24 protein-coding genes are annotated in these 24,686 nt (G+C 72.2%); 16 read left to right on the forward strand and 8 right to left on the reverse strand.

Annotated features, from left to right (window positions below; genetic code table 11):
• The first annotated feature begins 75 nt into the window (after nucleotides 1-75).
• From D9598_RS16760 to moaB, 6 genes are all read left to right on the forward strand, one after another.
• Nucleotides 76-981: a uracil-DNA glycosylase gene (locus tag D9598_RS16760; protein ID WP_198367680.1), complete on the forward strand. Its 906-nt coding sequence runs from the start codon at nucleotides 76-78 to the stop codon at nucleotides 979-981.
• 211 nt (nucleotides 982-1,192) lie between these two features.
• Entirely contained in the window at nucleotides 1,193-2,962 is a 1,770-nt protein-coding gene (locus D9598_RS16765; RefSeq protein WP_232477335.1) for a lytic transglycosylase domain-containing protein, read from the forward strand.
• Between the two features lie 212 nt (nucleotides 2,963-3,174).
• Nucleotides 3,175-5,751, forward strand: a complete 2,577-nt coding sequence (locus tag D9598_RS16770) for an ATP-binding protein (RefSeq protein WP_198367682.1) — start codon at nucleotides 3,175-3,177, stop codon at nucleotides 5,749-5,751.
• Nucleotides 5,748-6,140: a response regulator gene (locus tag D9598_RS16775; protein WP_198367683.1), complete on the forward strand. Its 393-nt coding sequence runs from the start codon at nucleotides 5,748-5,750 to the stop codon at nucleotides 6,138-6,140. Before D9598_RS16770 ends, D9598_RS16775 begins: the two co-directional genes overlap by 4 nt.
• Nucleotides 6,133-7,824: a diguanylate cyclase gene (locus D9598_RS16780; RefSeq protein WP_198367684.1), complete on the forward strand. Its 1,692-nt coding sequence runs from the start codon at nucleotides 6,133-6,135 to the stop codon at nucleotides 7,822-7,824. The genes D9598_RS16775 and D9598_RS16780 overlap by 8 nt, the downstream gene beginning before the upstream one ends.
• A gap of 23 nt (nucleotides 7,825-7,847) precedes the next feature.
• Nucleotides 7,848-8,381 (forward strand): molybdenum cofactor biosynthesis protein B, encoded by a 534-nt coding sequence (gene moaB, locus D9598_RS16785; RefSeq protein WP_198367685.1) that lies wholly within the window; start codon nucleotides 7,848-7,850, stop codon nucleotides 8,379-8,381.
• A gap of 3 nt (nucleotides 8,382-8,384) precedes the next feature.
• Here moaB and D9598_RS16790 read toward each other — a convergent pair whose 3' ends face one another.
• The gene (locus D9598_RS16790) at nucleotides 8,385-9,524 is read right to left on the reverse strand and encodes a PA0069 family radical SAM protein (RefSeq protein ID WP_198367686.1); all 1,140 of its coding nucleotides are present in this window, start codon (nucleotides 9,522-9,524) and stop codon (nucleotides 8,385-8,387) included.
• Between the two features lie 184 nt (nucleotides 9,525-9,708).
• On the opposite strand from D9598_RS16790, the gene D9598_RS16795 reads away from it, so the two are divergent.
• On the forward strand, nucleotides 9,709-10,692 hold the full coding sequence (locus D9598_RS16795) for a tripartite tricarboxylate transporter substrate binding protein (protein WP_198367687.1): 984 nt from the start codon (nucleotides 9,709-9,711) through the stop codon (nucleotides 10,690-10,692).
• 72 nt (nucleotides 10,693-10,764) lie between these two features.
• The gene (locus D9598_RS16800) at nucleotides 10,765-11,007 is read left to right on the forward strand and encodes a DUF2171 domain-containing protein (protein WP_198367688.1); all 243 of its coding nucleotides are present in this window, start codon (nucleotides 10,765-10,767) and stop codon (nucleotides 11,005-11,007) included.
• Between the two features lie 22 nt (nucleotides 11,008-11,029).
• Here the strand turns inward: D9598_RS16800 and D9598_RS16805 are convergent, their stop codons facing one another.
• Together D9598_RS16805 and D9598_RS16810 are read right to left on the reverse strand one after the other, a co-directional pair.
• Nucleotides 11,030-11,443, reverse strand: a complete 414-nt coding sequence (locus D9598_RS16805) for an NfeD family protein (RefSeq protein WP_198367689.1) — start codon at nucleotides 11,441-11,443, stop codon at nucleotides 11,030-11,032.
• Entirely contained in the window at nucleotides 11,443-12,417 is a 975-nt protein-coding gene (locus D9598_RS16810; RefSeq protein ID WP_198367690.1) for an SPFH domain-containing protein, read from the reverse strand. Before D9598_RS16810 ends, D9598_RS16805 begins: the two co-directional genes overlap by 1 nt.
• A gap of 58 nt (nucleotides 12,418-12,475) precedes the next feature.
• Between D9598_RS16810 and D9598_RS16815 the strand changes: the two genes are divergently transcribed.
• Nucleotides 12,476-12,820 (forward strand): hypothetical protein, encoded by a 345-nt coding sequence (locus D9598_RS16815; RefSeq protein ID WP_198367691.1) that lies wholly within the window; start codon nucleotides 12,476-12,478, stop codon nucleotides 12,818-12,820.
• 6 nt (nucleotides 12,821-12,826) lie between these two features.
• On the opposite strand, the gene D9598_RS16820 is transcribed toward D9598_RS16815, so the two are convergent.
• From D9598_RS16820 to D9598_RS16840, 5 genes are all read right to left on the reverse strand, one after another.
• Nucleotides 12,827-13,744 carry an SAM-dependent methyltransferase gene (locus D9598_RS16820; protein WP_198367692.1) on the reverse strand — a complete coding sequence of 306 codons (918 nt, stop codon included), beginning with the start codon at nucleotides 13,742-13,744 and terminating at the stop codon, nucleotides 12,827-12,829.
• Nucleotides 13,741-14,112 carry a DUF423 domain-containing protein gene (locus D9598_RS16825; protein WP_198367693.1) on the reverse strand — a complete coding sequence of 124 codons (372 nt, stop codon included), beginning with the start codon at nucleotides 14,110-14,112 and terminating at the stop codon, nucleotides 13,741-13,743. Before D9598_RS16825 ends, D9598_RS16820 begins: the two co-directional genes overlap by 4 nt.
• A 9-nt stretch (nucleotides 14,113-14,121) precedes the next feature.
• Nucleotides 14,122-14,820: a phosphoribosyltransferase gene (locus D9598_RS16830; protein ID WP_198367694.1), complete on the reverse strand. Its 699-nt coding sequence runs from the start codon at nucleotides 14,818-14,820 to the stop codon at nucleotides 14,122-14,124.
• An 81-nt stretch (nucleotides 14,821-14,901) separates the two neighbouring features.
• Nucleotides 14,902-16,383 carry a calcium-binding protein gene (locus D9598_RS21515; protein WP_198367695.1) on the reverse strand — a complete coding sequence of 494 codons (1,482 nt, stop codon included), beginning with the start codon at nucleotides 16,381-16,383 and terminating at the stop codon, nucleotides 14,902-14,904.
• Between the two features lie 114 nt (nucleotides 16,384-16,497).
• Entirely contained in the window at nucleotides 16,498-17,718 is a 1,221-nt protein-coding gene (locus D9598_RS16840; protein WP_198367696.1) for a hypothetical protein, read from the reverse strand.
• A gap of 224 nt (nucleotides 17,719-17,942) precedes the next feature.
• Here D9598_RS16840 and D9598_RS16845 point away from each other — a divergent pair, with 224 nt between their 5' ends.
• The 7 genes from D9598_RS16845 to D9598_RS16875 all read left to right on the forward strand — a co-directional run bounded on the left by D9598_RS16845 (nucleotide 17,943) and on the right by D9598_RS16875 (nucleotide 24,660).
• Nucleotides 17,943-19,538, forward strand: coding sequence for an ABC transporter substrate-binding protein (locus D9598_RS16845; protein ID WP_198367697.1), 1,596 nt, complete (start codon nucleotides 17,943-17,945; stop codon nucleotides 19,536-19,538).
• Nucleotides 19,535-20,620 carry an ABC transporter permease gene (locus D9598_RS16850; protein WP_198367698.1) on the forward strand — a complete coding sequence of 362 codons (1,086 nt, stop codon included), beginning with the start codon at nucleotides 19,535-19,537 and terminating at the stop codon, nucleotides 20,618-20,620. Before D9598_RS16845 ends, D9598_RS16850 begins: the two co-directional genes overlap by 4 nt.
• Nucleotides 20,621-20,623: 3 nt before the next feature.
• Nucleotides 20,624-21,541: a nickel transporter permease gene (nikC, locus tag D9598_RS16855; protein ID WP_198367699.1), complete on the forward strand. Its 918-nt coding sequence runs from the start codon at nucleotides 20,624-20,626 to the stop codon at nucleotides 21,539-21,541.
• Between the two features lie 8 nt (nucleotides 21,542-21,549).
• Nucleotides 21,550-22,443: an ABC transporter ATP-binding protein gene (locus D9598_RS16860; protein WP_198367700.1), complete on the forward strand. Its 894-nt coding sequence runs from the start codon at nucleotides 21,550-21,552 to the stop codon at nucleotides 22,441-22,443.
• Complete coding sequence (locus D9598_RS16865) at nucleotides 22,440-23,174, forward strand: ABC transporter ATP-binding protein (RefSeq protein ID WP_198367701.1); 735 nt, start codon at nucleotides 22,440-22,442, stop codon at nucleotides 23,172-23,174. The genes D9598_RS16860 and D9598_RS16865 overlap by 4 nt, the downstream gene beginning before the upstream one ends.
• A 101-nt stretch (nucleotides 23,175-23,275) precedes the next feature.
• Nucleotides 23,276-24,253 carry a tripartite tricarboxylate transporter substrate binding protein gene (locus D9598_RS16870; RefSeq protein WP_198367702.1) on the forward strand — a complete coding sequence of 326 codons (978 nt, stop codon included), beginning with the start codon at nucleotides 23,276-23,278 and terminating at the stop codon, nucleotides 24,251-24,253.
• Between the two features lie 77 nt (nucleotides 24,254-24,330).
• Nucleotides 24,331-24,660, forward strand: coding sequence for a hypothetical protein (locus D9598_RS16875; RefSeq protein ID WP_198367703.1), 330 nt, complete (start codon nucleotides 24,331-24,333; stop codon nucleotides 24,658-24,660).
• The last annotated feature ends 26 nt before the right edge of the window (nucleotides 24,661-24,686 follow it).

The raw sequence follows: 24,686 nt of genomic DNA on the forward strand, positions 1-24,686 counted from the left end.
TTGGTTCCCGCCCAGCGCCTTAACCCGATCGCGGGTTGCGCGGAACCCCGCGCGGGCGCGATATGGCGGGTGCCGATGAGCCCCGTCCCACCCACCGCTTTTCCCGAGGCCGCCCTGCTGCTGGCCGCCCTGCGTCTGCAATGCGACTGGGGCGCCGACGAGGCCCTGGCCGAGCTGCCGCTCGACCGCCTGGCCGCCCCGCCGCCGCAGGCCGCGCCCGAGCCGCCGCCCGAGCCGCCATCCGATCCCCGGCCGGCTCCGGCGCGGCGTGCCCCGTCCGCCCCCGCCGCCTCGCCCGCGCCGCCATCGCTGCTGCCCATGGCCCCGCCCGTGCTCGGCGCCACCGCCCTGGCGGCGGCGGCGGACACCCTGGAGGCGCTGCGCGAGGCCATCCGCCGGATCGACACGCCGCTGCGCGACACCGCGACCAACCTGGTTTTCGCGGATGGCAACCCGGCCTCGGGGCTGATGCTGATCGGCGAGGCGCCGGGGGCCGAGGAGGACCGGCTGGGCCGGCCCTTCGTCGGGCAGTCCGGCCAGCTGCTCGACCGCATGCTGGCCAGCATCGGGCTGGACCGGCAGGCGGAGGCGCCGGAGCGGAGCTTCTACATCACCAACATCCTGCCCTGGCGCCCTCCCGGCAACCGCACGCCGACGGATGCCGAGATCGCGCTGTTCCTGCCGGTGGTGCTGCGGCACATCGCCCTGGTGCGGCCGCGGCGGGTGGTCATGCTGGGCGGCACGGCGGCCAAGGCGCTGTTGCGCGCGCGCGAGGGCATCACCCGCCTGCGGGGCCGCTGGCGCGACCTGCCGCCGGAGGCGGGCGGCGTGCCCGCCCTGCCCAGCCTGCATCCGGCCTATCTGCTGCGGAACCCGGCGGCCAAGCGGGAGGCCTGGGCCGATCTGCTGATGCTGCGTCGCGCGCTGGATGGCGCCGGGCCCTTGGCGGATGGGGTGGCGGAGCCCGGCATCACGGAATAGTGATTGCCGTTCCTGACGAAAGCCCGGCTGTTTCCCGACCTGGTCTCAGCTGGCGAGACCCGTCCCGCCCTTGGCGCTTGCCGCCACCTCACCATTTCGTTAACGCCGGAAGGCCATGCGCGCGATCCGCACCATGGCCCTTCGCTCACCCGCCCTGGCGCTCGGCCTGGGATGGGCGGCGTCGCTGTGTCTCGGGGCTCAGGTCCCGGCCATGGCGCAAGGGGCCGGACCGACCGCCCCCATCGAGCGGGCCCTGAGCGTCACTCATGCCACCCCGGCGGCGATGGTGGACGGCCCGGCACGCCCGGGGCTTCCCCAACCTCTGGCGGCCACTGACGCGGCCCGGCTGAGACGCATCTTCGCCCTGCAGGCCGCCGGCCAGATGCCGGCCGCCCTGGAGGAGGCCGCCCGGCTGGAGGACCGCCGGCTGATGGGCCATGTGCTGGCCGACCGCTGGCTGCGGACCGGTCTCGCCGAGCCGGGGCTGCCGGATCTCCACGGCTGGCTCGCCCAGTACGCCGACCATCCCGATGCCACGGCGATCCACGCCCTGCTGAGCCGCCGCCTGCCCCGCGACGCGCCGCAGCCGCCGATTCCGCAGGACGATTCCCTCGCCGCCGATGCCGAGGTGGTGCCCGAGGAGCGCGATCCGGCCTCCCGCGACATCAGCCGCGACGCGCGGCTCGACCGGCTGGTGCGCGGCCGCGCCACCGAGGGCGATGCCGAGGGCGCGCTGCAGGCCGTCGGCCGCGGGGCCAGTGGCAGCTATGCCGCCCTGCTGCGCAGCGAGGTGGCGCTGGCCACCTTCCATCGCGGTCAGGACGAGGAGGCCTACCGCATCGCCGCCGCCGCCGCGCGGGGCCAGCCCCAGCTCGCGCAGCCGGCCTATGTCGCCGGCCTCGCCGCCTGGGGCATGGGCCGGGCGGATCTGGCGCTGACCCAGTTCGAGCAGGCGGCGCGGGCCGAGAACGCCACCCCCGCCCAGCGCGCGGCCGCCGCCTTCTGGACCGCGCGCGCCGCGGTGCGAACCCGCCGGCCGCAGCTCTACGTGCCCTGGATGCTGCAGGCGGCGCAGGAGCCGCGCACCTTCCACGGGCTGGTGGCGCGGCGCGCCCTCGGCCTGGCGCCCGGCTTCGCCTGGGAGCGCGAGCCGGCCGGCGCCGCCGAAGGGGCCGCCCTGGCCGAGACGGCGCCGGGCTGGCGCGCCCTGGCGCTGCTCCAGATCGACCAGCGGGCCCGGGCGGAGCAGGAACTCCGTCGCCTCTGGCCGATCGCCCGGGGCAACCCGGCCCTGTCGCGCGCCATGCTGGCGGTGGCCAGCCAGGCGGGGCTGACCGATCTCGCCGCCCAGGTGGCGGCCCTGGTGCAGACCGCCGACGGCCGCCCGCGCGACTACGACCGCTTCCCCCTGCCCCGGCTGGAGCCGCTCGGCGGCTTCCGGGTGGACCCCGCCCTGCTCTACGGCATCGCGCTGCAGGAATCCCGCTTCGAGACGCGCGCCGTCTCGCCGGCCGGAGCGCGCGGGCTGATGCAGATCATGCCCGCCACCGCCGGCTACATCCTGGGCGATCCGAACCTGCGCAGCGTCGGCGGGCTCCGGCGCCTGGACGACCCGGCCTTCTCCATGGAGCTGGCGCAGCGCTACCTGCACCACCTCGGCGCGCGCGAGGTGGTGGATGGCGACCTGATCCGCATGCTCGCCGCCTACAACAACGGGCCCGGCAATGTCGGCCGCTGGGCCCCCAATGTCCGGCACCAGAACGACCCCTTCCTGTTCATCGAATCGATCCCGGTGACCGAGACGCGGGTCTATGTCCAGCGCGTGCTGGCCTATTCCTGGATCTATGCCAGCCGCCTCGGCCTGCCCGCCCCCAGCCTGGACGCCATGGCCGCCGGGCGCTTCCCCCGCTTCAACGCCACGCCGCTGGAACTGGCCGAGCAGCCGCCGCTTCAGCGTGCCGGCCGGATGGCGGCGCGCTGAGGCAGCCTTGGCGGGGCGGGCGGCAAGACGCGCCCGGAAGCACCACCGAGGGTGGTTAACGCCTTATAAATCTTTTCGTGAATTGATTATCAGTTTCAGAATATCGCTTGCTGGTTGCAAGAGCGACAAGGGTTGTGCCAACTGCCCCTGGTCGCATTCCGCGGCCCGAAGGCCTCGCCCTTCGTGTCCAGCACGCCAGGTTTCCCGGTCCCATGGCCACCTCTTCCCGCCAGATCGGCTTCGCCGCCCTCGCCGGCGTGCTGTTCCTGGCCCTCTTCCTGACCGGTGGCGCCACCATCCGCGAGGTGCTGCGCGACGCCCAGGGCCAGCGCGAGTCGCTCGATCACAGTCATCAGGTGATCGAAGCGCTGCTACAGCTCCGGACCTCCTTCCATGACGCGATCTCCTCGCGCAACCAGGCCCTGTTCGGCGTGCCCGGCGAGCATGCGGCCTCCCTCGCGCGGGCACGTCAGGAGATCGAGGCCGGCGTGGACCGCCTCCTACTGATGCTGCCCGAGGACAACGTCTTCCATGCGGCGGCGAAGGGGCTGTCCGCCTCGGCCCTGAGCCTGGGGCGGCGGCTCGGGGCCACCCTGCGTCTCCAGGGCAGCCAGGGGCTGGATCTGCCCATGCTGGTGCGCGAGAGCGCCGCCGAGCGGCATCTGCTGCTGCGGCAGGCCGAGGCCCTGATCGACCGGCAGCGCGATCTCCTGGCCGGCTACAACACGGCCTACCTGGCCAGGGTGCAGGCGGTCCGGCAACTCTTCCTGGCGCTGCTCGGCACCGTGCTGCTCCTGGCCGCCGCGGCGCTCTGGGGGCTGTTCCGGTTCCTGCAGAGCAGCGCGGGCCGCTACAACGCCCTGGCCCAGGCCAAGCGCATCAGCGACGAGGTCAATGCCGCCCTGGCCGAGAGCCGCCGCCGGCTGCTCTCGGTGCTCGACCACGCGCTGGACCCGATCCTGCTGGTGGACCGCGACGGCCGGGTGCAGATCGCCAATGCCGCCGCCGCGCGCGCCTTCCAGCTCAGCCTGCCCGAGATCATCGGCAGCCCCATGCGCAGCCTGGTGCCGGCCTATGGCGCCCGCTCGGGCGAGGTGCGCGCCCACCGCGCCGACGGCACCGGCTTCCCGGCCGAGCTCTCGGTCGGCCACTACGAGGAGGGCGGCGAGGACCGGGCCGTCTGCGTCCTGCGCGACGTCACCGAGCGGCACCGGCTGGACGAGATGAAGAGCGAGTTCGTCTCCACCGTCAGCCACGAGCTGCGCACGCCGCTGACCTCGATCCGCGCCTCCCTCGGCCTGGTGCTGGGCGGCGTGGCCGGCGACCTGCCGGAGGAGATGCGCGAGCTGCTGGAGATCGCGCACAGCAACTCCGAGCGCCTCGTGATGCTGGTGAACGACATCCTGGATATCGAGAAGATCGAGGCCGGGCGCCTGGAGTTCCGCCGCGAGCGCGTCTCCGCCCGGGCGCTGCTGCACCAGGCGGTGGAAGCCAACCGCGCCTATGCCGAGCAGTTCCGCGTCCGCCTCGAGGAGACCGATGACGGCGGCGCCGACGCGATGGTCTTCGCCGATGCCCAGCGCATCCAGCAGGTGCTGGCCAACCTGCTTTCCAACGCCGCCAAGTTCTCGCCGGAGGGCAGCAGGGTCGAGGCCTCGCTGCTGGTCGATGCCGGCAACGTCACCTTCCGCGTGCGCGACCACGGCAAGGGCGTGCCGAGGGAATTCCGCCCGCGCATCTTCCAGCGCTTCGCCCAGGCGGATTCGAGCGACGTGCGGCGCAAGGGCGGCACCGGTCTCGGCCTGTCGATCAGCCGCTCCATCGTCGAGCACCACGCCGGCAGCATCGGCTTCGAGGATGCCGAGGGGGGCGGGACCCGCTTCCACTTCACCCTCCCCCGTCTCGCCGCCCCGGAACAGGCGCCACCCCCCGCCCGCGGGCCGGGCGAGCGCCGCCGCGTGCTGATCGTCGAGGACGACGCCGACGTCGCCCGCCTGTTGCAGATGCTGCTGGACCGCCATGGCTGGGACAGCCGGATCGCGCACAGCGCCGCCGAGACCTTCGCGGCGCTGGACGCGGACCGCTTCGACGCCCTGACCCTCGACCTCATGCTGCCGGACGAGGATGGCTTCTCCCTGCTGCGGCGCCTGCGCGCCCGCGAGGACGGGCGGGCCCTGCCGGTCGTGGTGGTGTCCGCCGTCGCCTCCCAGGCGGTCGATCGGGCGGGCGGCCCGGCGCAGGACACGCTGCACGGCGATGCCATGGGCGTGGTGGACTGGCTGGAGAAGCCGATCGACCAGGACCGGCTGCGCCACGCCCTGCGGCACGCCATGCAGGCCGGCAGCTCCCGCATCCTGCATGTCGAGGACGACCAGGACATCCGCCGCGTCGTCTCCGCCGTCATGGGCGACGCGGCCGAGATGGTGCCGGCGCGCAGTCTGGCCGAGGCGCGCGCGAGGCTGGCCGGGGAGGGCGGCTTCGCCCTGGTGATCATCGACCTCGAACTGCCGGATGGTCCCGGCCTCGCGCTGATGCAGGACCTCCGCGCCTTGCGCCACCCGCCGCCGGTGCTGATCTTCTCCGCCAGCGACGCCGATGCCGAGGCCAGCCGCAGCGTCACCGCCACGCTGGTCAAGAGCCGTACCGGGAACCGCGAGTTGCACGACACCATCCGACACCTGATCGAACGCCCCTCCCCCGCCCCGGCGCCGGGCGATTCCTCCCACGCGCCGGCGGGCGATTCTTCCCACGCCCTGGCGGGCGATGACCGAACGGACAGGCGGCCATGAGCGGGGCGGCGCTGCAGCGGATCCTCTACGTCGAGGACGATCCGGACGTGCGGAAGGTGACCGGCCTGGCGCTGAAGGCGCTCGGCCGCTTCACCATCGAGCCCTGTGCCTCCGGTCAGGAGGCTCTGGACCGCGCCGCGGCCTTCGCGCCGCAGCTGCTGCTGCTCGACGTGATGATGCCGGGCATGGACGGCCCGACCACCCTGCAGCGCCTGCGGGAGCTGCCGGGCCTGGCCGATGCGCCGGCGATCTTCATGACCGCCAAGGTGCAGCCGCAGGAGGTTCGGCGCTACCGCGACCTCGGCGGGCTCGACGTCATCTCCAAGCCCTTCGATCCCATGACGCTGTCGGATCAGGTGCGGCGGATCTGGGAGGGGCGGCATGGCTGAGCGCGCCGGCGGGATGCCGGCCTCCGAGATGCCGACGGGCGAGGCCGAGCTGCGCGACGCGCTGCGCCGGCTGCGCGCCGATGCCGTGCAGCGCCTGGGCGAGCGGGTGCAGGAACTGGCCCGGGCCTGGGAGCAGGATGTCCGCCCCTCCCTCCTGGCGGGGCAGGCGTCCATGGGGGCCGCGGGGGAAACCCTACTGGAGGCCCTCGGCGAACTGGCCGGCGCGGCGCATCGCCTGTCCGGCTCGGGGGGAACCTTCGGCTTCCCCGCCATCTCCGCCGCCGCCGCGCCGCTGGAGCTGATCCTGCTCGGCCTGCGCGACGACCCCGCCCCGCGGCCCGGCCATCTGCTCCAGGCGGAACAGCTCATCGCCGCCCTCCGCGCCGCCTGGGAGGCGGGGCCGCAGGGCGAGATGACGGAGGCGGCGGAGGGCGGCGCGCATCATCCCGTCGAGACGGCGGAGCCGATCTTCCTCTTCGCCACGCCGCGCAACCAGGCGCTGCTCTCCGCCGTCATCACCAGCCTGGGCTACAGCATTGAGCGGGTCGGGGGGGAGCCCTCGGCGCTGCAGCGCCCCCCCGGCCGGCGCCATTGCGCCGCCGTGGTGGATGACGAGCTCGAGGCCCCGCTGGAGGTCTGCCAGACCCTGGCCGGGCATTGCCCGGTGGTGCTGCTGACCGGCGACATCGGCTTCCCGGCCCGCCTCGCCGCCGCCCGCGCGGGCGTCGATGCCGTGGTGGCCAAGCCGCTCGAGGTCAACGAGCTGGCCGACTGGCTCGACCACTTCGCCGGCCACCGCTCCGATCCGGGCTTCTCGATCCTGATCGTCGACGATGACCGCCTGCTGGCCGAGACCTATGCCCTCGCCCTGCGCCGCGCCGGCATGCAGGTCGCCACCGTGGCCGACCCCTCGCAGGTGATCGAGGCGATCGCCGCCACCGGCCCGGACCTGATCCTGATGGACATGCAGATGCCGGAGACCGACGGCATCGAGCTGGCGCGCGTGATCCGCCAGACCCGGCGGCACCTCTCCCTGCCGATCCTCTTCCTCTCCGCCGAGCAGGACCAGCAGCGGCAGATGCTGGCCCGGCGCCTCGGCGGCGACGACTTCATCCCCAAGCCGGTGGACCTCGACCGCCTGGTCTCGCAGGTGCGGATGCGGGCCGAGCGCGCGCGGGCGCTGCGCGCGGTGATGGAGACCGACAGCCTGACCGGCCTGCTCAACCATGCCCGCTTCAAGGAGCGCGTGGCGCTGGAACTGGCGCGCGCCGAGCGGCACGGCAGCCCCCTCAGCCTCGCCATCCTCGACCTCGACCACTTCAAGAGCGTCAACGACCGCTTCGGCCACCTGGTGGGAGACCGGGTGATCCGCGCCCTCTCGCGCGCCCTGCAGAAGCGGCTGCGGCGCACGGACGTGATCGGCCGCTACGGGGGCGAGGAGTTCGCCGTGCTGCTGCCGAACACGCGCCCGGAAGCGGCCCTGGCGGCGATCGACGGCATCCGCGCCCGCTTCGCCGAGGCGCCCTTCGAGGCCGCCGGGGGCTGCTTCACCGCGAGCTTCAGCGCGGGCATCGCCGGCGCCGATGGTGGCGCGCAGCCCGAGGCGATGATATCGGCGGCCGATGCCGCGCTCTACGCGGCCAAGCGTGCCGGCCGCAACCGGGTGATGCTGGCCGGCGACTGACCCGCAGCCGAAAGGGCACCGCCATGCCGATCGACGAATCGCTCCGCTTCCTGCCCGTCTCCATCGCGGTCCTCACCGTCTCGGACACGCGCGACATGGCGGAGGACCGCTCCGGCGCCCTGCTGGCCGGGCGCATCGAGGCGGCGGGACATCGCCTGCATTCGCGGCGGATCGTCCGTGACGACACGCCGGCGATCGAGGCCGTGCTGCGCGGCTGGATCGCCGATCCGGAGGTCGATGTCGGCATCACCACCGGCGGCACCGGCATCACCGGCCGCGACGTGACGCCGGAGGCCTTCGAGCGGGTGCTGGAGAAGCGGATCGAGGGCTTCGGCGAGCTGTTCCGCATGTTGAGCTACCAGAAGATCGGCACCTCGACGATGCAGTCCCGCGCCATCGGCGGCGTCGCCGGCGGCACCTATCTCTTCGCCCTGCCCGGCTCCTCCGGCGCGGTGAAGGACGGCTGGGACGACATCCTGCGCTTCCAGCTCGATGCCCGGCACCGGCCCTGCAACCTGGTCGAGCTGATGCCGCGGCTGCAGGAGCATCTGCGCTGAGGCTCAGAACAGGGCCAGCTGCCGCGCCTCGGCCGGCGTGCCGCCGGGACCCGGCGGCGGGCTGAACTGGCCGCAATCCAGCGCGCCGCGCGCCTCGCCCCGGGCCGTGAGGCCCAGGCGGCGCGACGCGACGCGAAACCGGTTGGCCAGCATCTCGGCATAGGGTCCGGACCCCGACATGCGCTGGGCGAAGTCGCTGTCATAGACCCGGCCGCCCCGCGTCTGCCGCACCAGGGCCAGCACCCGCTCGGCCCGGTCCGGCATGTGCTCGCGCAGCCAGTCCTCGAACAGCCCGGCGATCTCCAGCGGCAGGCGCAGCAGCGTATAGGCGGCGCGCGTGGCACCGGAGGCGGCCGACCGCTCCAGGATGCGCTCCAGCTCCATGTCGTTCACCGCCGGGATCATCGGCGCGGCGAGGACGGCGGTGGGCACGCCGGCGGCGGTCAGTTGCCGGATCGCCTCCAGCCGCCGCCCCGGCGCCGCCGCGCGCGGCTCCAGGATGCGCGCCAGGGCAGGATCGAGCGTGGTGACGGAGAGGCAGACGCGCACCAGGTTGCGCGCCGCCAGCCGCTCCAGGATGTCGAGGTCGCGCAGCACGCCGGCCGACTTGGTGACGATGGTGACGGGATGGCCGAAGCGCTCCAGCACCTCCAGCACGCCGCGGGTCAGCTTCAGCTGGCGCTCCACCGGCTGGTAGGGATCGGTGTTGGAGCCCAGCGCCAGCGGGCGCGGCACATAGCCGGGCCGGCGCAGCTCCTTCTCCAGCAGCGCCGCCACCTCCGGCTTGAACAGCAGCCGCGTCTCGAAATCCAGGCCGGGCGAGAGGCCGAGATAGGCATGGCTCGGCCGGGCGTAGCAGTAGATGCAGCCGTGCTCGCAGCCGCGATAGGGGTTCACCGCGCGGTCGAAGCCGATGTCGGGCGAATTGTTCCAGGCGATGGCGCTGCGGGCCGCGTCCCGCGTCAGGGTGGTGGCCAGCGGGGGCAGGTCGGCGAAGCTTTCCTCCAGCGTCTGCCAGCCGTCGTCGAACGCCTCGGTGGCCAGGCGCTCGAAGCGCACCGCCGGGTTCCGCGTCGCCCCGCGGCCCTTGCGCGCGCCTTCCAGCAAGGGAGAGGCGGTGGCGCGGATGCTGCCCTCCGGCATCGTCAGTTCCCTTTCCGTTCGGCCGGACTCTGTGGCCGATTCGCCGTCGCCGTCAAGAACACTTCATGAACGGAACCCCCGGGCCGCCATGGCCCCTGCCATCCCGGGGCAATCCGGTGTTGGATGGCGGCCTCGGAAAGGGCGCCGCCGGAATGCGGCGGCGGAACAGCAAGGGGAGCAGACGATGAAGCGCAGGACCACTCTCTTCGGCCTGGCGGGCGCCGCCGCCGCCTCCAGCGGCTGGACCACGGCCAGAGCCGAATCGGCGGCGGAGTATCCCTCGCGGCCCGTGCGCGTCATCGTCCCCTATGCCGCCGGCGGCGGCACCGACATCTGGGGCCGCATTGCCACCACGGCGATGGCGGCGGATCTGGGGCAGCCCTTCGTGGTGGAGAACCGCGGCGGCGCCTCCGGCATGATCGGCACCGAGGCGGCGGCCCGCGCCCCGGCGGATGGCTACAACCTGCTGTACACGATCACCACCCATGTCCAGGCCCCCGTGGTGCTGCGCCGCTGGAGCTATGACCCGATCAAGGATTTCATGCCGATCGGGCGGCTGGGCACCACCTCGCTGGCGCTGGTGACGCGGTCGGAAACCCCGGCCAACACGCTGGAGGAATTCGTCGCCTGGGCGAAGGGCAAGCGGATGGGCTACGGCTCCTACGCCCAGGGTTCGATCGGCCACGCCTTCGGGCTGATGTTCAACCAGACCGCCGGCCTCGGCATGGAGCATGTCTCCTACCGGGGCGAGGCGCCCATGGCGATGGACATCCTGAACGGGCAGATCGCCTTCGGCTTCCACAGCCCGAGCGTGGTCGGCGGTCACCTCAAGGCGGGACGCATGAAGGCCCTGGCCTGCAGCGGCGAGCGGCGCATCCCCTCCCTGCCCCAGGTGCCCACCATGCTGGAGCTGGGCTACCCGAAGGAATTCGGCTCCGCCTCCTTCAACGGCCTGCTGGCGCCGGCGGCCGTGCCCCAGCCGATCCTGGACAAGCTCGCCGCCTCCTTCCGTAAGGCAGCGCAGGACCCCGATCTGCAGCGCCGGCTGATCGAGATCGACGTGGTGCCGGACTATCTCGGGCCGCAGGAGTTCCGGGCCTACATGGCGGCCTATCTGGAGGACTGGAAGCAGGTGACGGAGCGGCTCAACCTCTACGCCGAGAGCTGAGGCGGATCGGCTGCATCCCCGGCGGCGGCGCCGCGTTCTCCTGACCGGATCAGGCACAAGGGAGATCCCGCCATGACGGATGCCAGCGCGATCAGGGAACACATGGAGGTCATCGGCGCCGATGGCGTCCATGTCGGCACGGTGGACCGTATCGAGGGCGAGCGCATCAAGCTCACCAAGCAGGACAGTGGCGAGGGCTCGCACAAGGGCCACCACCACTTCATCTCCCTCGGCCTGGTGGCGGAGGTCGAGGGCAACCAGGTCCGGCTCTCCGCCAATGGCGATGTGGCGGTGACCTTCGAGGAAGAGGCCTGACGGGGAAGAGGCCTGACGCGCCTCAGCCGGGGTGGCGCCGCACCAGCAGCGTCATCCCCTCCACGCCCACCACGGCCACGGGCTGCCCGGCCGCGAGGCCGGTGCCCTGCGCCGGCCAATCGGAATCCCCGACGCGAACGCGCTCCGGCGTGAGCATCACGCCCTGGCGCCCGACCAGGCCGGCCGCCGGCGTGTTCAGCGCCCGGTCCGGCCGCGCCCGGCGGGGGCGCAGGAAGCGCAGCGAGAGGCCGATGCCGAGGGCGAGCAGCAGGACATAGGCCAGCAGGGACCCGACGGGGCCGGGCGCCGCCAGCAGCACCAGCAGGCCGGTGCCCACCGCCGCCGCCCCGATCCAGATCAGGAAGGCGCCGGGCAGCAGCAACTCGGCCGCCATCGCCAGCAGGCCGAGGCCGGTCCAGACCTGCCAGGAGGGCATCAGCCCCGCCCTCCGGCCTGGGGCACGGAGCCCTGCGGGGAAGGCGGCGGCGCGGCGGCGCCGTTGCGGAACATCTCCATCGCGCCGGTGATGCCGCCCGCGATCGCCGCGGCCTCCATCGGCACCACCACCAGCTTGGCCGAGCGGCTGGCGGCAAGCTCCCCGAAGGCGCGGATGTAGCGCTCGGCAATGAAGTAGTTCAACGCCGCTTCGCCGCCGCCCCGCGCCGCCGCGGCGACCACGCGCGTGGCCTCCGCCTCGGCCTGGGCCAGCCGCTCGCGCGCCTCGGCATCGCGCCGCGCCGCCTCCAGCCGGCCCTCCGCCTCCAGCACCTGCGCCGCCTTGTCGCCCTCGGCGCGGGCGATCGCCGCCTCGCGCTCGCCCTGGGCCCGGGCCACCATGGCGCGGCGCTCGCGCTCGGCCGTCATCTGGGTGTTCATCGCCGCCACCAGATTGGCCGGCGGCTCGATCTTGCGGATCTCGACGCGCGTCACCTTGGCGCCCCAGGGGTCGGTGGCGCCGTCCAGCACGGAGAGCAGATAGGTGTTGATCTTGTCGCGCGAGGAGAGCGCGGCATCGAGATCCATCTCGCCGATGATGGCGCGGATATTGGTCATGGAGAGGGCGGTCAGCGCCTGGGTCAGGTTCTGCACCTGATAGGCCGCCTTCTCGGGGTCCATGACGCGGTAGTAGACCACGCCATCGACCGAGACATTGGCGTTGTCCCGCGTGATCACCGCCTGCTCGGGGATATCGAGCACCGTCTCCTGCACATTCACCCGGTGGCCGATGCCGTCGATGAAGGGGATGATGAAGTTCAGGCCGGGTTGCAGCACGCGGATGAAGGCGCCGAAGCGCTCCACCGTCCAGGCCTCCCCCTGGCTGACGGTGCGGATGCCCTTGAAGGCTGTGAGAATGGCGAGGCCGAGCAGGATGACGGCGACGATCAGGCCGCCGGGAACGGGCGTGTCCAAGAAGCGTTCTCCCTCCGGGGCCGTCGCCGGGGCCGGGGCGGCCGGCCCGCAGCATAGCATGGACCGGCCTCCCGCCCGCATCGCGGCGGAGGAGGATGGCGGCATGCGAAGGATGGCGCTCCTGATCCTGCTGGCGGCCTGCGGCGCTCCGACGCCGCCCGGCCCCTATGACGACGAGCCCCGCTTCTATCCGGGTGGCCGGCCCGCCCCCGCCGCGTCCCTCAGCCCCGGACAGGCGGCCCGCGACCGGGCGGCCGAACTGGCCTGCATCCGGCAGGGAGAGGCCGCCGAGGCCGCCCAGCCCTGGCTCGGCGCGCTCAGCATGCGGGCGGCGGTGATCGGCGCGCGGGTGCGCAACGACTGCCTCGACGCCTACCGGCGGAGCGGCGTGCCGCCCGGCTGAACCCGCTCAGCCGGCCAGGCGGCAGAACATCAGCTCGTGCTTGTTGTGCGCGCCATGGAAAAGCTGCGCGCCGGGGATGGCGGCGAATTCCGCCGCCGTGTCGTGGTCGGTCTCGCCCTGGAACTTGAGGGTGCAGACAAAGTTCCGCGCCCGCCCTGCCTCCATCCAGCGCCGCACCAGCGCCAGCAGCCGCGCCGGGTAGCAGATGATGTCACTGAACAGCCAGTCCACCGGCGGGTGCTTCTCCGGCTCCAGGCCGAAGGCGCTCTCGGTGCGGATGGTGACATTGGGCAGCGCCGCCACGGCCGGGTCCATCGCCGCCTTGTCCACCGCCGTCACCGCCCCGCCGAGTTGCGCCAGCGCCCAGCTCCAGCCGCCCGGCGCGGCGCCGAGGTCGAGGCTGGTCTCGCCCGGGCCGGGCCAGCGGCCGATCCGCGTCAGCGCCTCCCAGAGCTTGAGATAGGCACGGGAGGGCGGACCCTCGCGATCCTCCTCGAAGCGCACGGCGCCGTTCACGAAGGGGCTGGTCTTGGTCGGGCTGGCCAGCAGCCGGTCGGGCGCGAGCAGGGTCCAGGCGCCGAGATGCCCGGCCGGCGCCGGCTCGGGGAAGCGCAGCGGCCGCGCCTTGACCGGCGGCAGCGCCTGCTGGATCAGCGTGGCGCGGCGGTGGTGCAGCACCGGCTCCAGCGACCAGTTGCGCTGGATGGCGCGCAGCGCCCCGGCCGCCGCCTTGATCGAGGGGGCGGGGATCTCGCGCGGATCGGTCCAGACATCCAGCGCCCAGGCGGAGGCCACCGGCGCCGCCCCGGTCAGCGCCAGGCGGCCGTGCCAGGCGGCGATGGCGACATCCGCCCGCCGCAGCTCCTCCTCCAGCTCCGGCTCGAAGCCCTCGGCGGCGAGATAGGCAGCCCGGATGCCGCTCATCCCCGCGGGGCCCGCAGCGCCGACAGGGCGAGCAGCAGCCAGCCCAGCATCAGGAGGGTGCCGCCGAGCGGCGCGATGCCCAGCGAGGCGCCACGCAGCACCAGCCACCAGATGGCGCCGCAGAAGCCCAGCATGCCGAGCAGGAAGCAGCCGCCGGCCCAATGCGGCAGACGCCCCTCGCGCCGCTCGGCCAGCAGCCCCGTGGCCAGCAGGGCCAGGGCATGCCAGCCCTGCATGGTCAGGGCGCTCTGCACCATGCCGGCCCGGGCGGCGTCGAGCCGGGGCGCCAGGCCATGCGCGGCCCAGGCGGACAGGCCGACGGCGACGAGGCCGGAGAGGGCGCCAAGGAACAGCCAGATGCGAGACATGGCGTGGATCTAGCCTGCGTTCGGCCCGGCGGCCAGCGAGGGCGACAACAGACCCGCCGGCCGCGTCGCCGCATCCGGTACCCAGCCCTCCGGCCGGCGCCGGAACAGGGGCGTCGCGAAGGCGGCGGCGACCGGAAGCCCCGCCGGCCAGTCCGCCCGCCAGCGGTCGCCCTGCGCCATGGCGACGCAGAGGCCCACGGGTTCGACCCCCGCCCGGCGCAGCAGCGCCAGGCCGGCCAGGGCCGAGCTGCCGGTGCTGATGACATCGTCCACCAGCAGGACGCGCCGGCCCGTCAGGCGCAGCAGCAGGCGCGGGTCCAGCCACATCCGGCGCGCCTCGGGCGCGGTGGAGGAGGATGTCGGGACGGACAGCTCGGGGTCGTACCACCGCTTGCGGGAATAGCCGGGCGCCACCCAGTTCGGGTGGCCGAGCCGTTCCGCCACGGGGCCGCCGAGGACATGGCCGAGGGTGGGCAGCCCCACCACGACCTCGGCCCGGAGCGGGGCGGCCGCCTCCGCCATCCAGCCGCAGACCGGATGCAGCACGGAGAAGGCGGCCTGGTTGGCGATGAAGCCGGCGACCGCCACCTCGCCGTAATCCCGCAGCGGCAGGATCAGGAAGCGGCCATCCGGCAGGGGCGCCGGATAGTCGGTGTCGTGCGCCGCCGTGGCGGGAGGCGCCGCGACGAAGTCTTGCCAGTACTCCATGCCGGCCGGATGGCACGGCGCGGCGGTTTCGGCCAGGGCCTTGTTCCGGCCCCGGCGGCGCCGCGGGGATGCCCCCGCCGGTCAGACGATGATGTCGTTGCGGTGTTCGGCATGCCCCATGGTGACGAAGTGGAGCGTCGCGGCCTCCAGGTCGGTGCCGAAGGCGTCCTGGAGGTCGGTGTACTTGGCCAGGTAGTTGGCGGCGTTGAAGCCCTCGGTCAGCCGTCCCTCGGCATGGCCGTTCTGCACCCAGTGGCGCAGGCCGGCCTGGAGGTCCGGGCCGAGGACGTCGATCAGGTCGGTGTTGGCGGCCATGTAGTCCACCACATCGAAGCCGCCAGTGCTCCGCCCCTCGCCAAACCCGCTCTGCATATAATGCAGCGTGGCAACACGCGGATCGGTGCCGAGGACATCGATGACGTCGGTGTTGACCGCCAGGTAGTTCAGCGTATCGAAGCTGGTGGCGCGCCCCTCGGCATGGCCGAAGTGGACATAGTGCGCGGCGGCGGCGTCCATGTCGGGGCCGAGGGCGGCCAGCACGTCGGTGTTGGCGGCCAGATAGGCGGCGTTGTCGAAGGAATCGGCGGCGCGGCCCTCGTTCCGTCCGAAGAGGAGGTAGTGCCGCGTCGCCGTGGTGGTGTCGGCGCCCATCGCCCCGATCAGGTCGCCATAGGAGGCGAGATACTCCATGGCCTTGAAGCCATCGAGCGGGCGGCCTTCCTGCGCGCCGAACTGGACGTAGTGCCGCATCGCCGCCGTGGCATCATCTCCGAAGACGGCGAGGTCGGGGTTCGAAGCGAGGTAGCGCAGCGCATCGAAGCTCGCCGCCGCGCGCCCCTCCGCCGCGCCGTTCTCGGCGAAATGCAGCGCCGCAGCCTCGACGCTGCCGCCCAGCGGGGCGATCAGGTCCGGGTTGCTGGCGAGGTAGGCCAGGGGATCGAAGCCGGGCAGGTGGGAGAGATCGATGACGCTGTCGCTGAAGCGCAGCTGCTCGACATTGATCAGGTGATCGACGGAATGCGTCGCGGTGTTGGTCACGGTGACGACGGGACCGCGATAGGTGACGACGCTCTGGCCCGCGCTGCCGGCGAAGGTGGCGACATCGAAGCCCGCGCCGCCATCGATGAAGTCGCTGCCGGCATCGCCCGACAGCGTGTCGTTCCCGGCGGCTCCGAAGAGCACGTCATCGCCGAGGCCGCCATTCAGGCGATCGGCGGCGGCGGCGCCGTACAGGTGGTCGTCCCCCGTGGTCAGGCTGTTCGCCAGGGCGCGCAGGCCGTTGCTGCTCAGCACCTCGCGGAAGGTCAGGCCGAGGCCGCTGATGTCCAGATAGGCCTCGCCGCCATGCCACTCGATGAAGCGCTCGACGGTGCCGCCGAAGGAGATCAGGTTCAGGTTCGAGCCCTGGATCTCCAGCATGCCGTCCGGCACGGCGGCCGAGCTGATGCCGATGCGGATCGTGCTCGCCGAGGCGGAGACGATCGTGAAGCTCGCGCCGAGGGCGTTGAAGATCAGGCTGCCATTGGCGTCGAAGCCGGAAGCCCCGGTGATGAACTGAGCCATTTTTTGGCCCTCCGTTGAAGTTCTCTGCGGTTGCGAGGATGAAGCGGAATGGTTGACGGGAGGTTTGTTCCGGACCCGTTGGCCTGGATTCTTTCGTGTCCCGGGGCCGGGTTTTCAGAAGGCGATGGCGAGGCCGAGATGCCACGCGCTGTAGCCGGCGCGGCCGTCCGTGTAGGCGAGGGTCGCGCTCACCGGCGCCTCCCGCCCGAGGCTCAGGCTCAGCCGGTACTCCTGCCAGCTCGGCACGGCGAAGCGGCTGCCGGCCACCCGCGTGTCGGTCACGCCCGCCGAGACCGTCACCGGGCGCCCCGCCAGCGTGCCGAGGCCGCGCGCCAGCCAGACGCCGTTGCGGTAGAAGCTGTTGTCGAGGCGGTAGTCGATCCGCGCCTTGCCCACCTCCAGCGGGCGGGTCGCGGCATAGGCGTAGGTGTTGCCGATGCCGAGGGTGAGGCCGGCGGGCAGCGCCAGGCGCAGGTCGCTGGTCAGCGAGGGGCCATGCGCCGCCGCGACATTGCCGGAGTCGTAGGAGCCGGCGGCGCCGTAGCGATAGGCAGGGGAGAGGGCCCAGCGCACCGCCTCCCCGCGGATCAGCGGAATTCGCAGGCCGAGCGCGGCGGAGCCCATATAGGCGCGGGCGCCCTCCAGCTCGTTGAGAGCGAGCGGCAGGCTCAGATAGGCCTCGGGCCCGTCCGCGCCGAAGGTGTAGGAGGCGGCCAGCGGCAGGCCATAGGCCCGCGCGGTGCCGCCGACGCGCTGCGACTGGAATTCGAAGCCGGAACCGAAATGCCAGCCTGCGGCGCGCGGCGCGAGGGTGCCGAGATCGCCCGGCGGCTGGATGCCGGCCGCGTGGCTCGCGGCGATGGACTGGCCCAGCAGAGAACCGGGATTGCCCGCGATGGGGTCCTTCAGCGTCCGCGCCACCAGGGCGTCGGCGACCTCGTACATCGCCTCGTCATCGCCGCTGCCGCCAAGGAAGGCGCGAAGCTGGCGCTGCGACTCCTCCCGCGTGGCGCCGCTGAAGGTCCGGTCGATGCCGGCCCGCGGCACGATCAGCCGGATCTCCGGGGAGTTGCGCGCCATGGACAGCGTCGCGTCCAGCCCGCGGATCGACAGGCTGCCCTGCACCGCCGAGGCGTTGGTGTAATGGGGAGAAAGGCTGGCGATGCCGCGCGTCGTCAGCACGGACTGGAGTTCCTGCACGTCCGTGTAGCTGCGGCTGGCGGGGACGCCATCGACCGTGACGTTCACGCTGTAGAGCTCGGCCAAGGCCGGCGGCGCGGCTGTCAGGCAGGCCAGGGCGGCCAGGATGGACAGGAAGGAGAATCGGCACCGCATTCTGCGAACCCCGGATGGCATGGCGCCAGAGTGGAGGCTGGCGCCGCTGAACTCACAGATCCGTGATCTACCGGAAAAACGGCCGCGGATGCCAGCGCAATCTCACGCATATAGAACAAAGTGTACTTGGTTAATGAACCATTTAGTTTATGATGCCCCTCTCCCGGGCAGCCATGGCATGGTCTAGCCTCCGCGTTATGCCGGAAGCCTTGGGAGACTTCGCCATGCCGACACGACGTTCCTTGCTGCTCACCACCGCGGCCGCCACGGCGCTGCCCCTCGTCGCCTTCCGGGCGGCGGCCCAGACCCCTCCCGGCGTGCTGGTCTTCGCCAAGCAGATCGACGACATCATCAGCCTCGATCCGCACGAGGCCTTCGAGTACACCGCCTCGGAACTGGCCGGAAATGTCTACCAGAAGCTGGTGACCACCCCGAATTCCAACCCTTCCAGCATCGTCGGCGAGCTGGCCGAGAGGTGGGAGGTCTCGGAGGACAACACGGTCTTCACCTTCACCTTGCGGCAGGGGCCGAAATTCGCCTCCGGCCAGCCGGTGACGGCCGAGGATGTCGCCTTCTCCCTCACCCGCGTCGTGGCGATGAACAAGTCGCCGGCCTTCATCATCAACCAGTTCGGCTTCACCCGGGAGAATGTGGCCGAGCGCATCCGCGCCACCGATGCCCGCACCGTGGTCCTGCGCACGGCCGCGCCGACGGCGCCGAGCTTCCTGCTCTACTGCCTCTCCGCCGCCGTCGGCTCGGTGGTGGAGAAGGCGGCGGTGATGGCCAGGGCGCAGGGCGACGACTGGGGCAATGGCTGGCTGAAGCAGAATTCCGCCGGCTCGGGCAGCTACGCCATCCGCCAGTGGAAGGCGAGCGAGAGCGTCCTCCTGGACGCCAACCCGCACAGCAATGTCGCGCCGAAGATCAGGCGCGTCATCATCCGCCACCTCCCCGATCCCTCGGCGCAGCTGCTCGGCCTGCAGCGCGGCGACATCGACATCGCCCGCAACCTGGTGGCCGACCAGATCCAGCAGTTGCAGGGCGACGGCAAGTACACGGTGCAATCCGCCCGCAAGGCCAGTCTGCTGTATCTCAGCCTGAACCAGAAGCACCCGCAGCTCTCCAGGCCCGAGGTGCGGCAGGCGATCAAGCTGGCGCTCGACTACGACGCCATCCAGAAGAACATCGTGCCCACCACCTTCGCGGTGCACCAGGCCTTCCTGCCGGAGGGCCTGCCCGGCGCCGTGACGGAGCATCCCTTCAGCAGGAAGACCGCCGAGGCGAAGGCGCTGCTGGCCAAGGCCGGCCTCGCCGACGGCTTCGAGGTCTCCTTCGACTACGGCTCCGCCGCGCCGCAATCCGACATCGCCCAGGCGATCCAGGCCAATCTGGCCGAGATCGGCATCCGGCTGCGGATGCTGCCGGGCGAGCAGCGCGCGGTCATCACCAAGACCCGCGCCCGGCAGCACGACATCGCCATGGTGCGCTGGGGCTCGGACTACTTCGATCCGCACAGCAACGCGGAGGCCTTCAGCATGAACCCGGACAACGGCCCGGAGGCCCGCAACAAGACCCTGGCCTGGCGCGCCAGCTGGGACATCCCCGAACTGACCGCCAGGGCCGAGGCGGCGCTGAAGGAGACGGATGCCGCCCGGCGCTCGGAGATGTACGTGGCGCTGCAGAAGGACCACCAGCAGCAGTCGCCCTTCGTCATCATGCTGCAGGAGATCGAGGTGGCCGTCGCCCGCGCCGGCGTGACCGGCTTCGACATGGGCCCGATGAACGACCGCCATTCCTACACGAACATCACCAAGGCATGACGCCATCCGACTCCGGCCGGGCGGCGGTGCCGTCCGGCGGCGCCCCGGCGCGGAGGCGCCCCTCCGCGGCGCGGCGGCGGCTGGCGGCGCTGTCCGGCACGCTGGCCAGCGTGCCGATCACCCTTCTCGGCCTCGCCCTCGTCACCTTCCTGATCGGTCGCGTGGTGCCGATCGACCCGGTGCTCGCCATCGTCGGCGACCGCGCGCCGGCGGATGTGGTGGAGCGCGCCCGGCTGGAGCTCGGCCTCGACCAGCCGCTCCACATCCAGTTCTGGCGCTACCTCGGGCAGATCGTGAGCGGCGACCTCGGCCGCTCGGTGATGACGGCCAATCCTGTGACGCAGGACATCGCCCGCTTCTTTCCCGCCACCTTCGAGCTGGCCACGGTGGCGATCGTTCTCGCGGTGCTGATCGGCGTTCCGCTCGGCGTGCTGGCGGCGACGCGGCAGGGAAGCTGGATCGACCAGGGCGTGCGGCTGTTCTGCCTCGCCGGCCATTCCCTGCCGGTCTTCGTGCTCGGCCTGCTCTCGCTGCTGCTGTTCTACGCGCGGCTCGGCTGGGCGCCCGGCCCCGGGCGGCAGAGCATCTTCTACGAGGGCATGGTGGAGGAGCGCAGCGGCATCCTCACCCTGGACGCCGCGCTCGCCGGCGACTGGGGCGCCTTCCAGGATGCGCTGGCGCATCTGGCGCAGCCGGCCGGGGTGCTGGCGCTGTTCAGCCTGGCCTATATCGCGCGCATGACGCGGGCCTTCATGCTGGCCGAGCTGAAGAGCGAATACGTCATCACCGCCCGCGCCAAGGGGCTGTCGGGGGCGCGCATCGTCTGGCTCCATGCCTTCCGCAACATCGCCGTGCCGCTGGTGACGGTGCTGGCCATGACCTATGCCGGGCTGCTGGAGGGCGCGGTGCTGACCGAGACGATCTTCGCCTGGCCGGGCCTCGGCCAGTACCTCACCGTCTCGCTGCTGAACGCCGACATGAACGCGGTGCTGGGCGCCACGCTGGTGGTCGGGCTGATCTATGTCGCCCTCAACCTGCTGGCCGATCTGCTCTACCGCCTGCTCGATCCGAGGGTGAGGTAGCCCATGTCCGCGTCATCCTCCGCCCCCGTCTCCTGGCGCGCCTGGCTGCTCTCCGATGCGCCGGCCTCGCGCGCGCAGGCGAAATGGGGCCGGCGCTACCAGCTCTGGCTGGCCTTCCGGCGCAACGGCCTCGCCGTCGCCGGGCTGGTCATCGTGCTGGCCATGCTGCTGTTCTCCCTCGCCGCGCCGCTGCTGGCGCCGCAGGATCCCGGCGCGCAGGCGCTGGCCAACCGCCTGCAGCCGCCCTCGGCGGCGCACTGGCTCGGCACCGACGAGCTGGGCCGCGACGTCTGGTCGCGCCTGCTGCATGGCGGGCGCGTCACGCTCGGCATGGTCGTCGCCGTGGTGGTGCTGGTGGCGCCGCTGGGCCTCGTCATCGGCTGCGTCGCCGGCTATGCGGGGGGCCTGCTCGACAAGGTGCTGATGCGCGTCACCGATGTCTTCCTGGCCTTCCCGCGGCTGATCCTGGCCCTGGCCTTCGTCGCCGCCATGAAGCCCGGCGTGGAGAGCGCCGTCATCGCCATCGCGCTCACCGCCTGGCCGCCCTATGCCCGGCTGGCGCGGGCCGAGACGCTGACCATCCGCAACACCGACTACATCGCCGCGGTGCGGATGACCGGCGCCTCGCCCTGGCGCGTCATCTGGCGGCATGTCGCGCCGATGTGCCTGCCCTCGCTCACCGTGCGCGTGACGCTCGACATGTCCTCGATCATCCTGACGGCGGCCGGCCTCGGCTTCCTGGGCCTCGGCGCCCAGCCGCCGATCCCGGAATGGGGCACCATGATCGCCACGGCGCGGCGCTTCATCCTGGAGCAGTGGTGGGTTCCGGTGATCCCGGGGCTCGCCATCTTCATCGCCTCCCTCGCCTTCAACCTGCTGGGCGACGGGCTGCGCGACGTGCTGGACCCGAAGCAGCGGTGAGCGGCGCCATGGCAGGCCCCCCCGACAGGGCCCCCCACCGGCCCCCCCACCGGCCCCCCCACCGTCCCCTGGTCGAGATCCGCGACCTGCGCGTGGACTTTCCCCATCCCTCCGGCTTCACCCGGGCGGTGCGCGGCATCTCCCTCAGCCTCGGGCGGGAGAAGCTCGGCATCGTCGGCGAGAGCGGCTCGGGCAAGTCGGTGACGGGGCGGGCGCTGATGCGGCTGCTGCCCGGCTCGGCCCGCGTGACGGCCGAGGCGCTGCGCTTCGACGGCATCGATGTGCTGGCCGCCTCGGAGCGGCAGATGCGCAGCCTGCGCGGCGGCCGCATCGGCCTGATCCTGCAGGACCCGAAATACAGCCTGAACCCGGTGATGACGGTCGGCCGACAGATCGCCGAGGCCTGGCTCGCCCACAGGAAGGGCAGCCGGCGCGAGGCCCGGGACGTGGCGCTGTCGCTGCTGGAGCAGGTGCGCATCCGCGAGCCGGGGCGCGTGCTGGACGCCTATCCGCACGAGATCTCGGGTGGCATGGGGCAGCGCGTGATGATCGCCATGATGCTGGCGCCGGAGCCGGACATGCTGATCGCCGACGAGCCGACCAGCGCCCTCGATGCCAGCGTGCAGGCGGAGATCCTGCGGCTGATCGAGGATCTGGTCTCGGCCCGCGGCATGGGGCTGATGCTGATCAGCCACGATCTGCCGCTGGTCGCGCGCTTCTGCGACCGGGTGGCGGTGATGTATGCCGGACAGGTGATGGAGGAGCTGCCCGCGCGCGATCTGCACCGGGCTGAGCATCCCTATACCCGCGGCCTGCTGGACTGCATGCCGAGCCTCGACCACCCGCGCGCCCGCCTGCCGACGCTGGACCGCGACCCCGCTTGGCTGGAGCCGCGCGCATGATCTCCATCCGGCATCTCGACGTGCATTTCGGCAGCAGCCACGTGGTGCGCGACATCTCCTTCGGGATCGGCGCGGGCGAGACCTACGGGCTGGTGGGCGAGAGCGGCTCGGGCAAGTCCACCGTGCTGCGCACCATCGCCGGGCTCAACGCGGACTGGCAGGGGGAGATGACGCTCGGCGGCAAGGCCTTGGGCGCCCGGCGCGACCGCGCCTTCTTCAAGACGGTCCAGATGGTCTTCCAGGATCCCTATGGCTCGCTGCATCCGCGCCAGACGGTGGACCGCATCCTGGCCGAGCCGCTGGCGATCCATGGCATCCCCGATGCCGAAGCGCGCATCGCCCGGGCGCTCTCCGAAGTGGCGCTGCCGCGCACCGCCCGCTTCCGTTTCCCGCACCAGCTGTCCGGCGGGCAGCGGCAGCGCGTCGCCATCGCCCGCGCCCTGATCGCTGATCCCGCCGTGCTGCTGCTCGATGAGCCGACCAGTGCGCTGGACGTCTCGGTGCAGGCGGAGGTGTTGAACCTGCTGGCCGACCTGCGGCAGGCGCGGCAGCTCACCTGCATCCTCGTCTCGCACAACCTGGCGGTGGTGGCGCATCTCTGCGGCCGCCTGGCGGTGATGCAGGGGGGGCGGATCGTCGAGGAGCTGAGCGCGGCGCAACTCCGCGCCGGGGAGGCCCGGCACCCGCATACGCGCGAGCTGATCGCCCTGTCGCACGAGCTGGCGGCCTGAGGTGGCCGCCAGGGCGCGCGGATGGCTTGCCGGGCGCCCTGCACTGATGTGAACTGTCGACAGGAGAGCGGGGTATGGAACGCCCGCCCGGAGGAGCGTCGATGGTATCACGTCGTGAGACGCTGGGGCTGATGGCCTCGGCCCCGTTGCTGGGGGCCCGGCCGGCCCTCGCCCAGGCCGATTATCCCAGCCGCGCCATGGTCGTGCTGGTCGGATTTGCCCCTGGCGGCGGCACGGACATCATTGCCAGGCTGCTGGCCCCTTCCCTGCAGGCCAGTTTCGGGCAGCCGGTCACGGTCGAAAACCGCCCCGGGGCCAGTGGCACCGTGGCGGCCGCGGCGGCGGCGCGCTCCCGCCCCGATGGCTATACGCTTCTGATGGGCACGGTCAGCACCCAGGCGGTGGTCGGGCCCCTGATGCGGCAGCCGCCTTATGACCAGATGCGCGACTTCACCCCCATCACGCTGGCCGGCACGGTGCCGCTGGTGGCGGTGGTTCCGGCCAAGGCCCCCTATCGCGACCTCCAGGGCCTGATCGAATACGCCCGCGCGCATCCCGGTCAGCTCAACTACGCCTCGTCCGGCATCGGCACGCAGCAGCATCTGGCGGCGGAAATGCTCTGCCAGGCGGCGGATATCCGCATGACCCATGTGCCTTATCGCGGCACGGGGCCCGTGGTGAACGACTTGCTGGCCGGCACGCTGGATCTGGCCATCGACACCATGCCGACGCACCTGCCGCATCTGCGCGCGGGCAGCACGCGCGCCCTGGCGGTCACCTTGCCGCAGCGCGTCGCCGCCCTGCCGGATGTGCCGACGGTGGCGGAGAGCGGCTTTCCCGGCTTCGAGATCAATGTCTGGTACATGCTGCTCGGGCCGGCCGGATTGCCGGATGCCGTGGTGAAGCGTTGGTCGGAAGCGATGCAGGCGGCCCTGCGCGACCCGGCCAACCGTGCCAGGCTGGAGGAAGCGGGCTTCATTCCCGGTGGCGGCTCTGTGCAGGACGCGGCCGAACTGGTGCGACGGGAGGCGGAACGCTACGCGGCGCTGGCCCAGCGGGCCGGCATCCGCATCGAATAGGGCCGGAGGCGGTTGCGGCCCGGAGTCGGGGCAGGCATGTATGCCGCTTCGAAGCCGAGATATCATCGCGAGGATTCATGCGCAGAGGCCGCGCCAAGAGCATTCCGAAGAGCCAGACCCGCCGTCCCGCGGAGGCGGCGGGGGAAGTCGCGCGGCTGCGGCAGGAGCTCCAGGAGGCGCGCGCCCTGCTGCGGGAATTGGCGGAAGGCGGTGGCTCCGTGGTCGCCAAGCGCTTGGCCAGCCTGGAAGAGGAGCGCCAGATCGCCCGTGGCCAGGCTGTCGAGGCAGCCATGGCCAAGTCGAAAGCGGAAGGGGAGCTGCGCCGGCTTCAGGCCGCGATCGACAAGGCGCCGGGATTCCAGGGCTGGCTGCTGCGGCGGGCGCGCCGCCGCCTGGAGACGGGCTGAGCCGGGCGCGTTACCCGGCTTTCCAG

The organism is Roseomonas sp. KE0001, from assembly GCF_016107285.1.
GTDB lineage: Bacteria > Pseudomonadota > Alphaproteobacteria > Acetobacterales > Acetobacteraceae > Pseudoroseomonas.

Bases quoted from the DNA above. Each gene is read 5' to 3' on its own strand.
- D9598_RS16805 (WP_198367689.1), bottom strand. From the start codon at position 11,443: ATGCCCTCCTGGCAGGTCTGGACCGGCCTCGGCCTGCTGGCGATGGCG.
- D9598_RS16830 (WP_198367694.1), bottom strand. From the start codon at position 14,820: ATGGAGTACTGGCAAGACTTCGTCGCGGCGCCTCCCGCCACGGCGGCG.
- D9598_RS16765 (WP_232477335.1), top strand. From the start codon at position 1,193: ATGGCGCAAGGGGCCGGACCGACCGCCCCCATCGAGCGGGCCCTGAGC.
- D9598_RS16795 (WP_198367687.1), top strand. From the start codon at position 9,709: ATGAAGCGCAGGACCACTCTCTTCGGCCTGGCGGGCGCCGCCGCCGCC.
- D9598_RS16865 (WP_198367701.1), top strand. From the start codon at position 22,440: ATGATCTCCATCCGGCATCTCGACGTGCATTTCGGCAGCAGCCACGTG.
- D9598_RS16790 (WP_198367686.1), bottom strand. From the start codon at position 9,524: ATGCCGGAGGGCAGCATCCGCGCCACCGCCTCTCCCTTGCTGGAAGGC.
- D9598_RS16820 (WP_198367692.1), bottom strand. From the start codon at position 13,744: ATGAGCGGCATCCGGGCTGCCTATCTCGCCGCCGAGGGCTTCGAGCCG.
- D9598_RS16770 (WP_198367682.1), top strand. From the start codon at position 3,175: ATGGCCACCTCTTCCCGCCAGATCGGCTTCGCCGCCCTCGCCGGCGTG.
- D9598_RS16850 (WP_198367698.1), top strand. From the start codon at position 19,535: ATGACGCCATCCGACTCCGGCCGGGCGGCGGTGCCGTCCGGCGGCGCC.
- D9598_RS16860 (WP_198367700.1), top strand. From the start codon at position 21,550: ATGGCAGGCCCCCCCGACAGGGCCCCCCACCGGCCCCCCCACCGGCCC.
- D9598_RS16780 (WP_198367684.1), top strand. From the start codon at position 6,133: ATGGCTGAGCGCGCCGGCGGGATGCCGGCCTCCGAGATGCCGACGGGC.
- D9598_RS16825 (WP_198367693.1), bottom strand. From the start codon at position 14,112: ATGTCTCGCATCTGGCTGTTCCTTGGCGCCCTCTCCGGCCTCGTCGCC.
- D9598_RS16815 (WP_198367691.1), top strand. From the start codon at position 12,476: ATGGACCGGCCTCCCGCCCGCATCGCGGCGGAGGAGGATGGCGGCATG.
- D9598_RS16875 (WP_198367703.1), top strand. From the start codon at position 24,331: ATGCGCAGAGGCCGCGCCAAGAGCATTCCGAAGAGCCAGACCCGCCGT.
- D9598_RS16760 (WP_198367680.1), top strand. From the start codon at position 76: ATGAGCCCCGTCCCACCCACCGCTTTTCCCGAGGCCGCCCTGCTGCTG.
- D9598_RS21515 (WP_198367695.1), bottom strand. From the start codon at position 16,383: ATGGCTCAGTTCATCACCGGGGCTTCCGGCTTCGACGCCAATGGCAGC.
- D9598_RS16870 (WP_198367702.1), top strand. From the start codon at position 23,276: ATGGTATCACGTCGTGAGACGCTGGGGCTGATGGCCTCGGCCCCGTTG.
- D9598_RS16845 (WP_198367697.1), top strand. From the start codon at position 17,943: ATGCCGACACGACGTTCCTTGCTGCTCACCACCGCGGCCGCCACGGCG.
- D9598_RS16775 (WP_198367683.1), top strand. From the start codon at position 5,748: ATGAGCGGGGCGGCGCTGCAGCGGATCCTCTACGTCGAGGACGATCCG.
- moaB (WP_198367685.1), top strand. From the start codon at position 7,848: ATGCCGATCGACGAATCGCTCCGCTTCCTGCCCGTCTCCATCGCGGTC.
- D9598_RS16800 (WP_198367688.1), top strand. From the start codon at position 10,765: ATGACGGATGCCAGCGCGATCAGGGAACACATGGAGGTCATCGGCGCC.
- nikC (WP_198367699.1), top strand. From the start codon at position 20,624: ATGTCCGCGTCATCCTCCGCCCCCGTCTCCTGGCGCGCCTGGCTGCTC.
- D9598_RS16840 (WP_198367696.1), bottom strand. From the start codon at position 17,718: ATGCGGTGCCGATTCTCCTTCCTGTCCATCCTGGCCGCCCTGGCCTGC.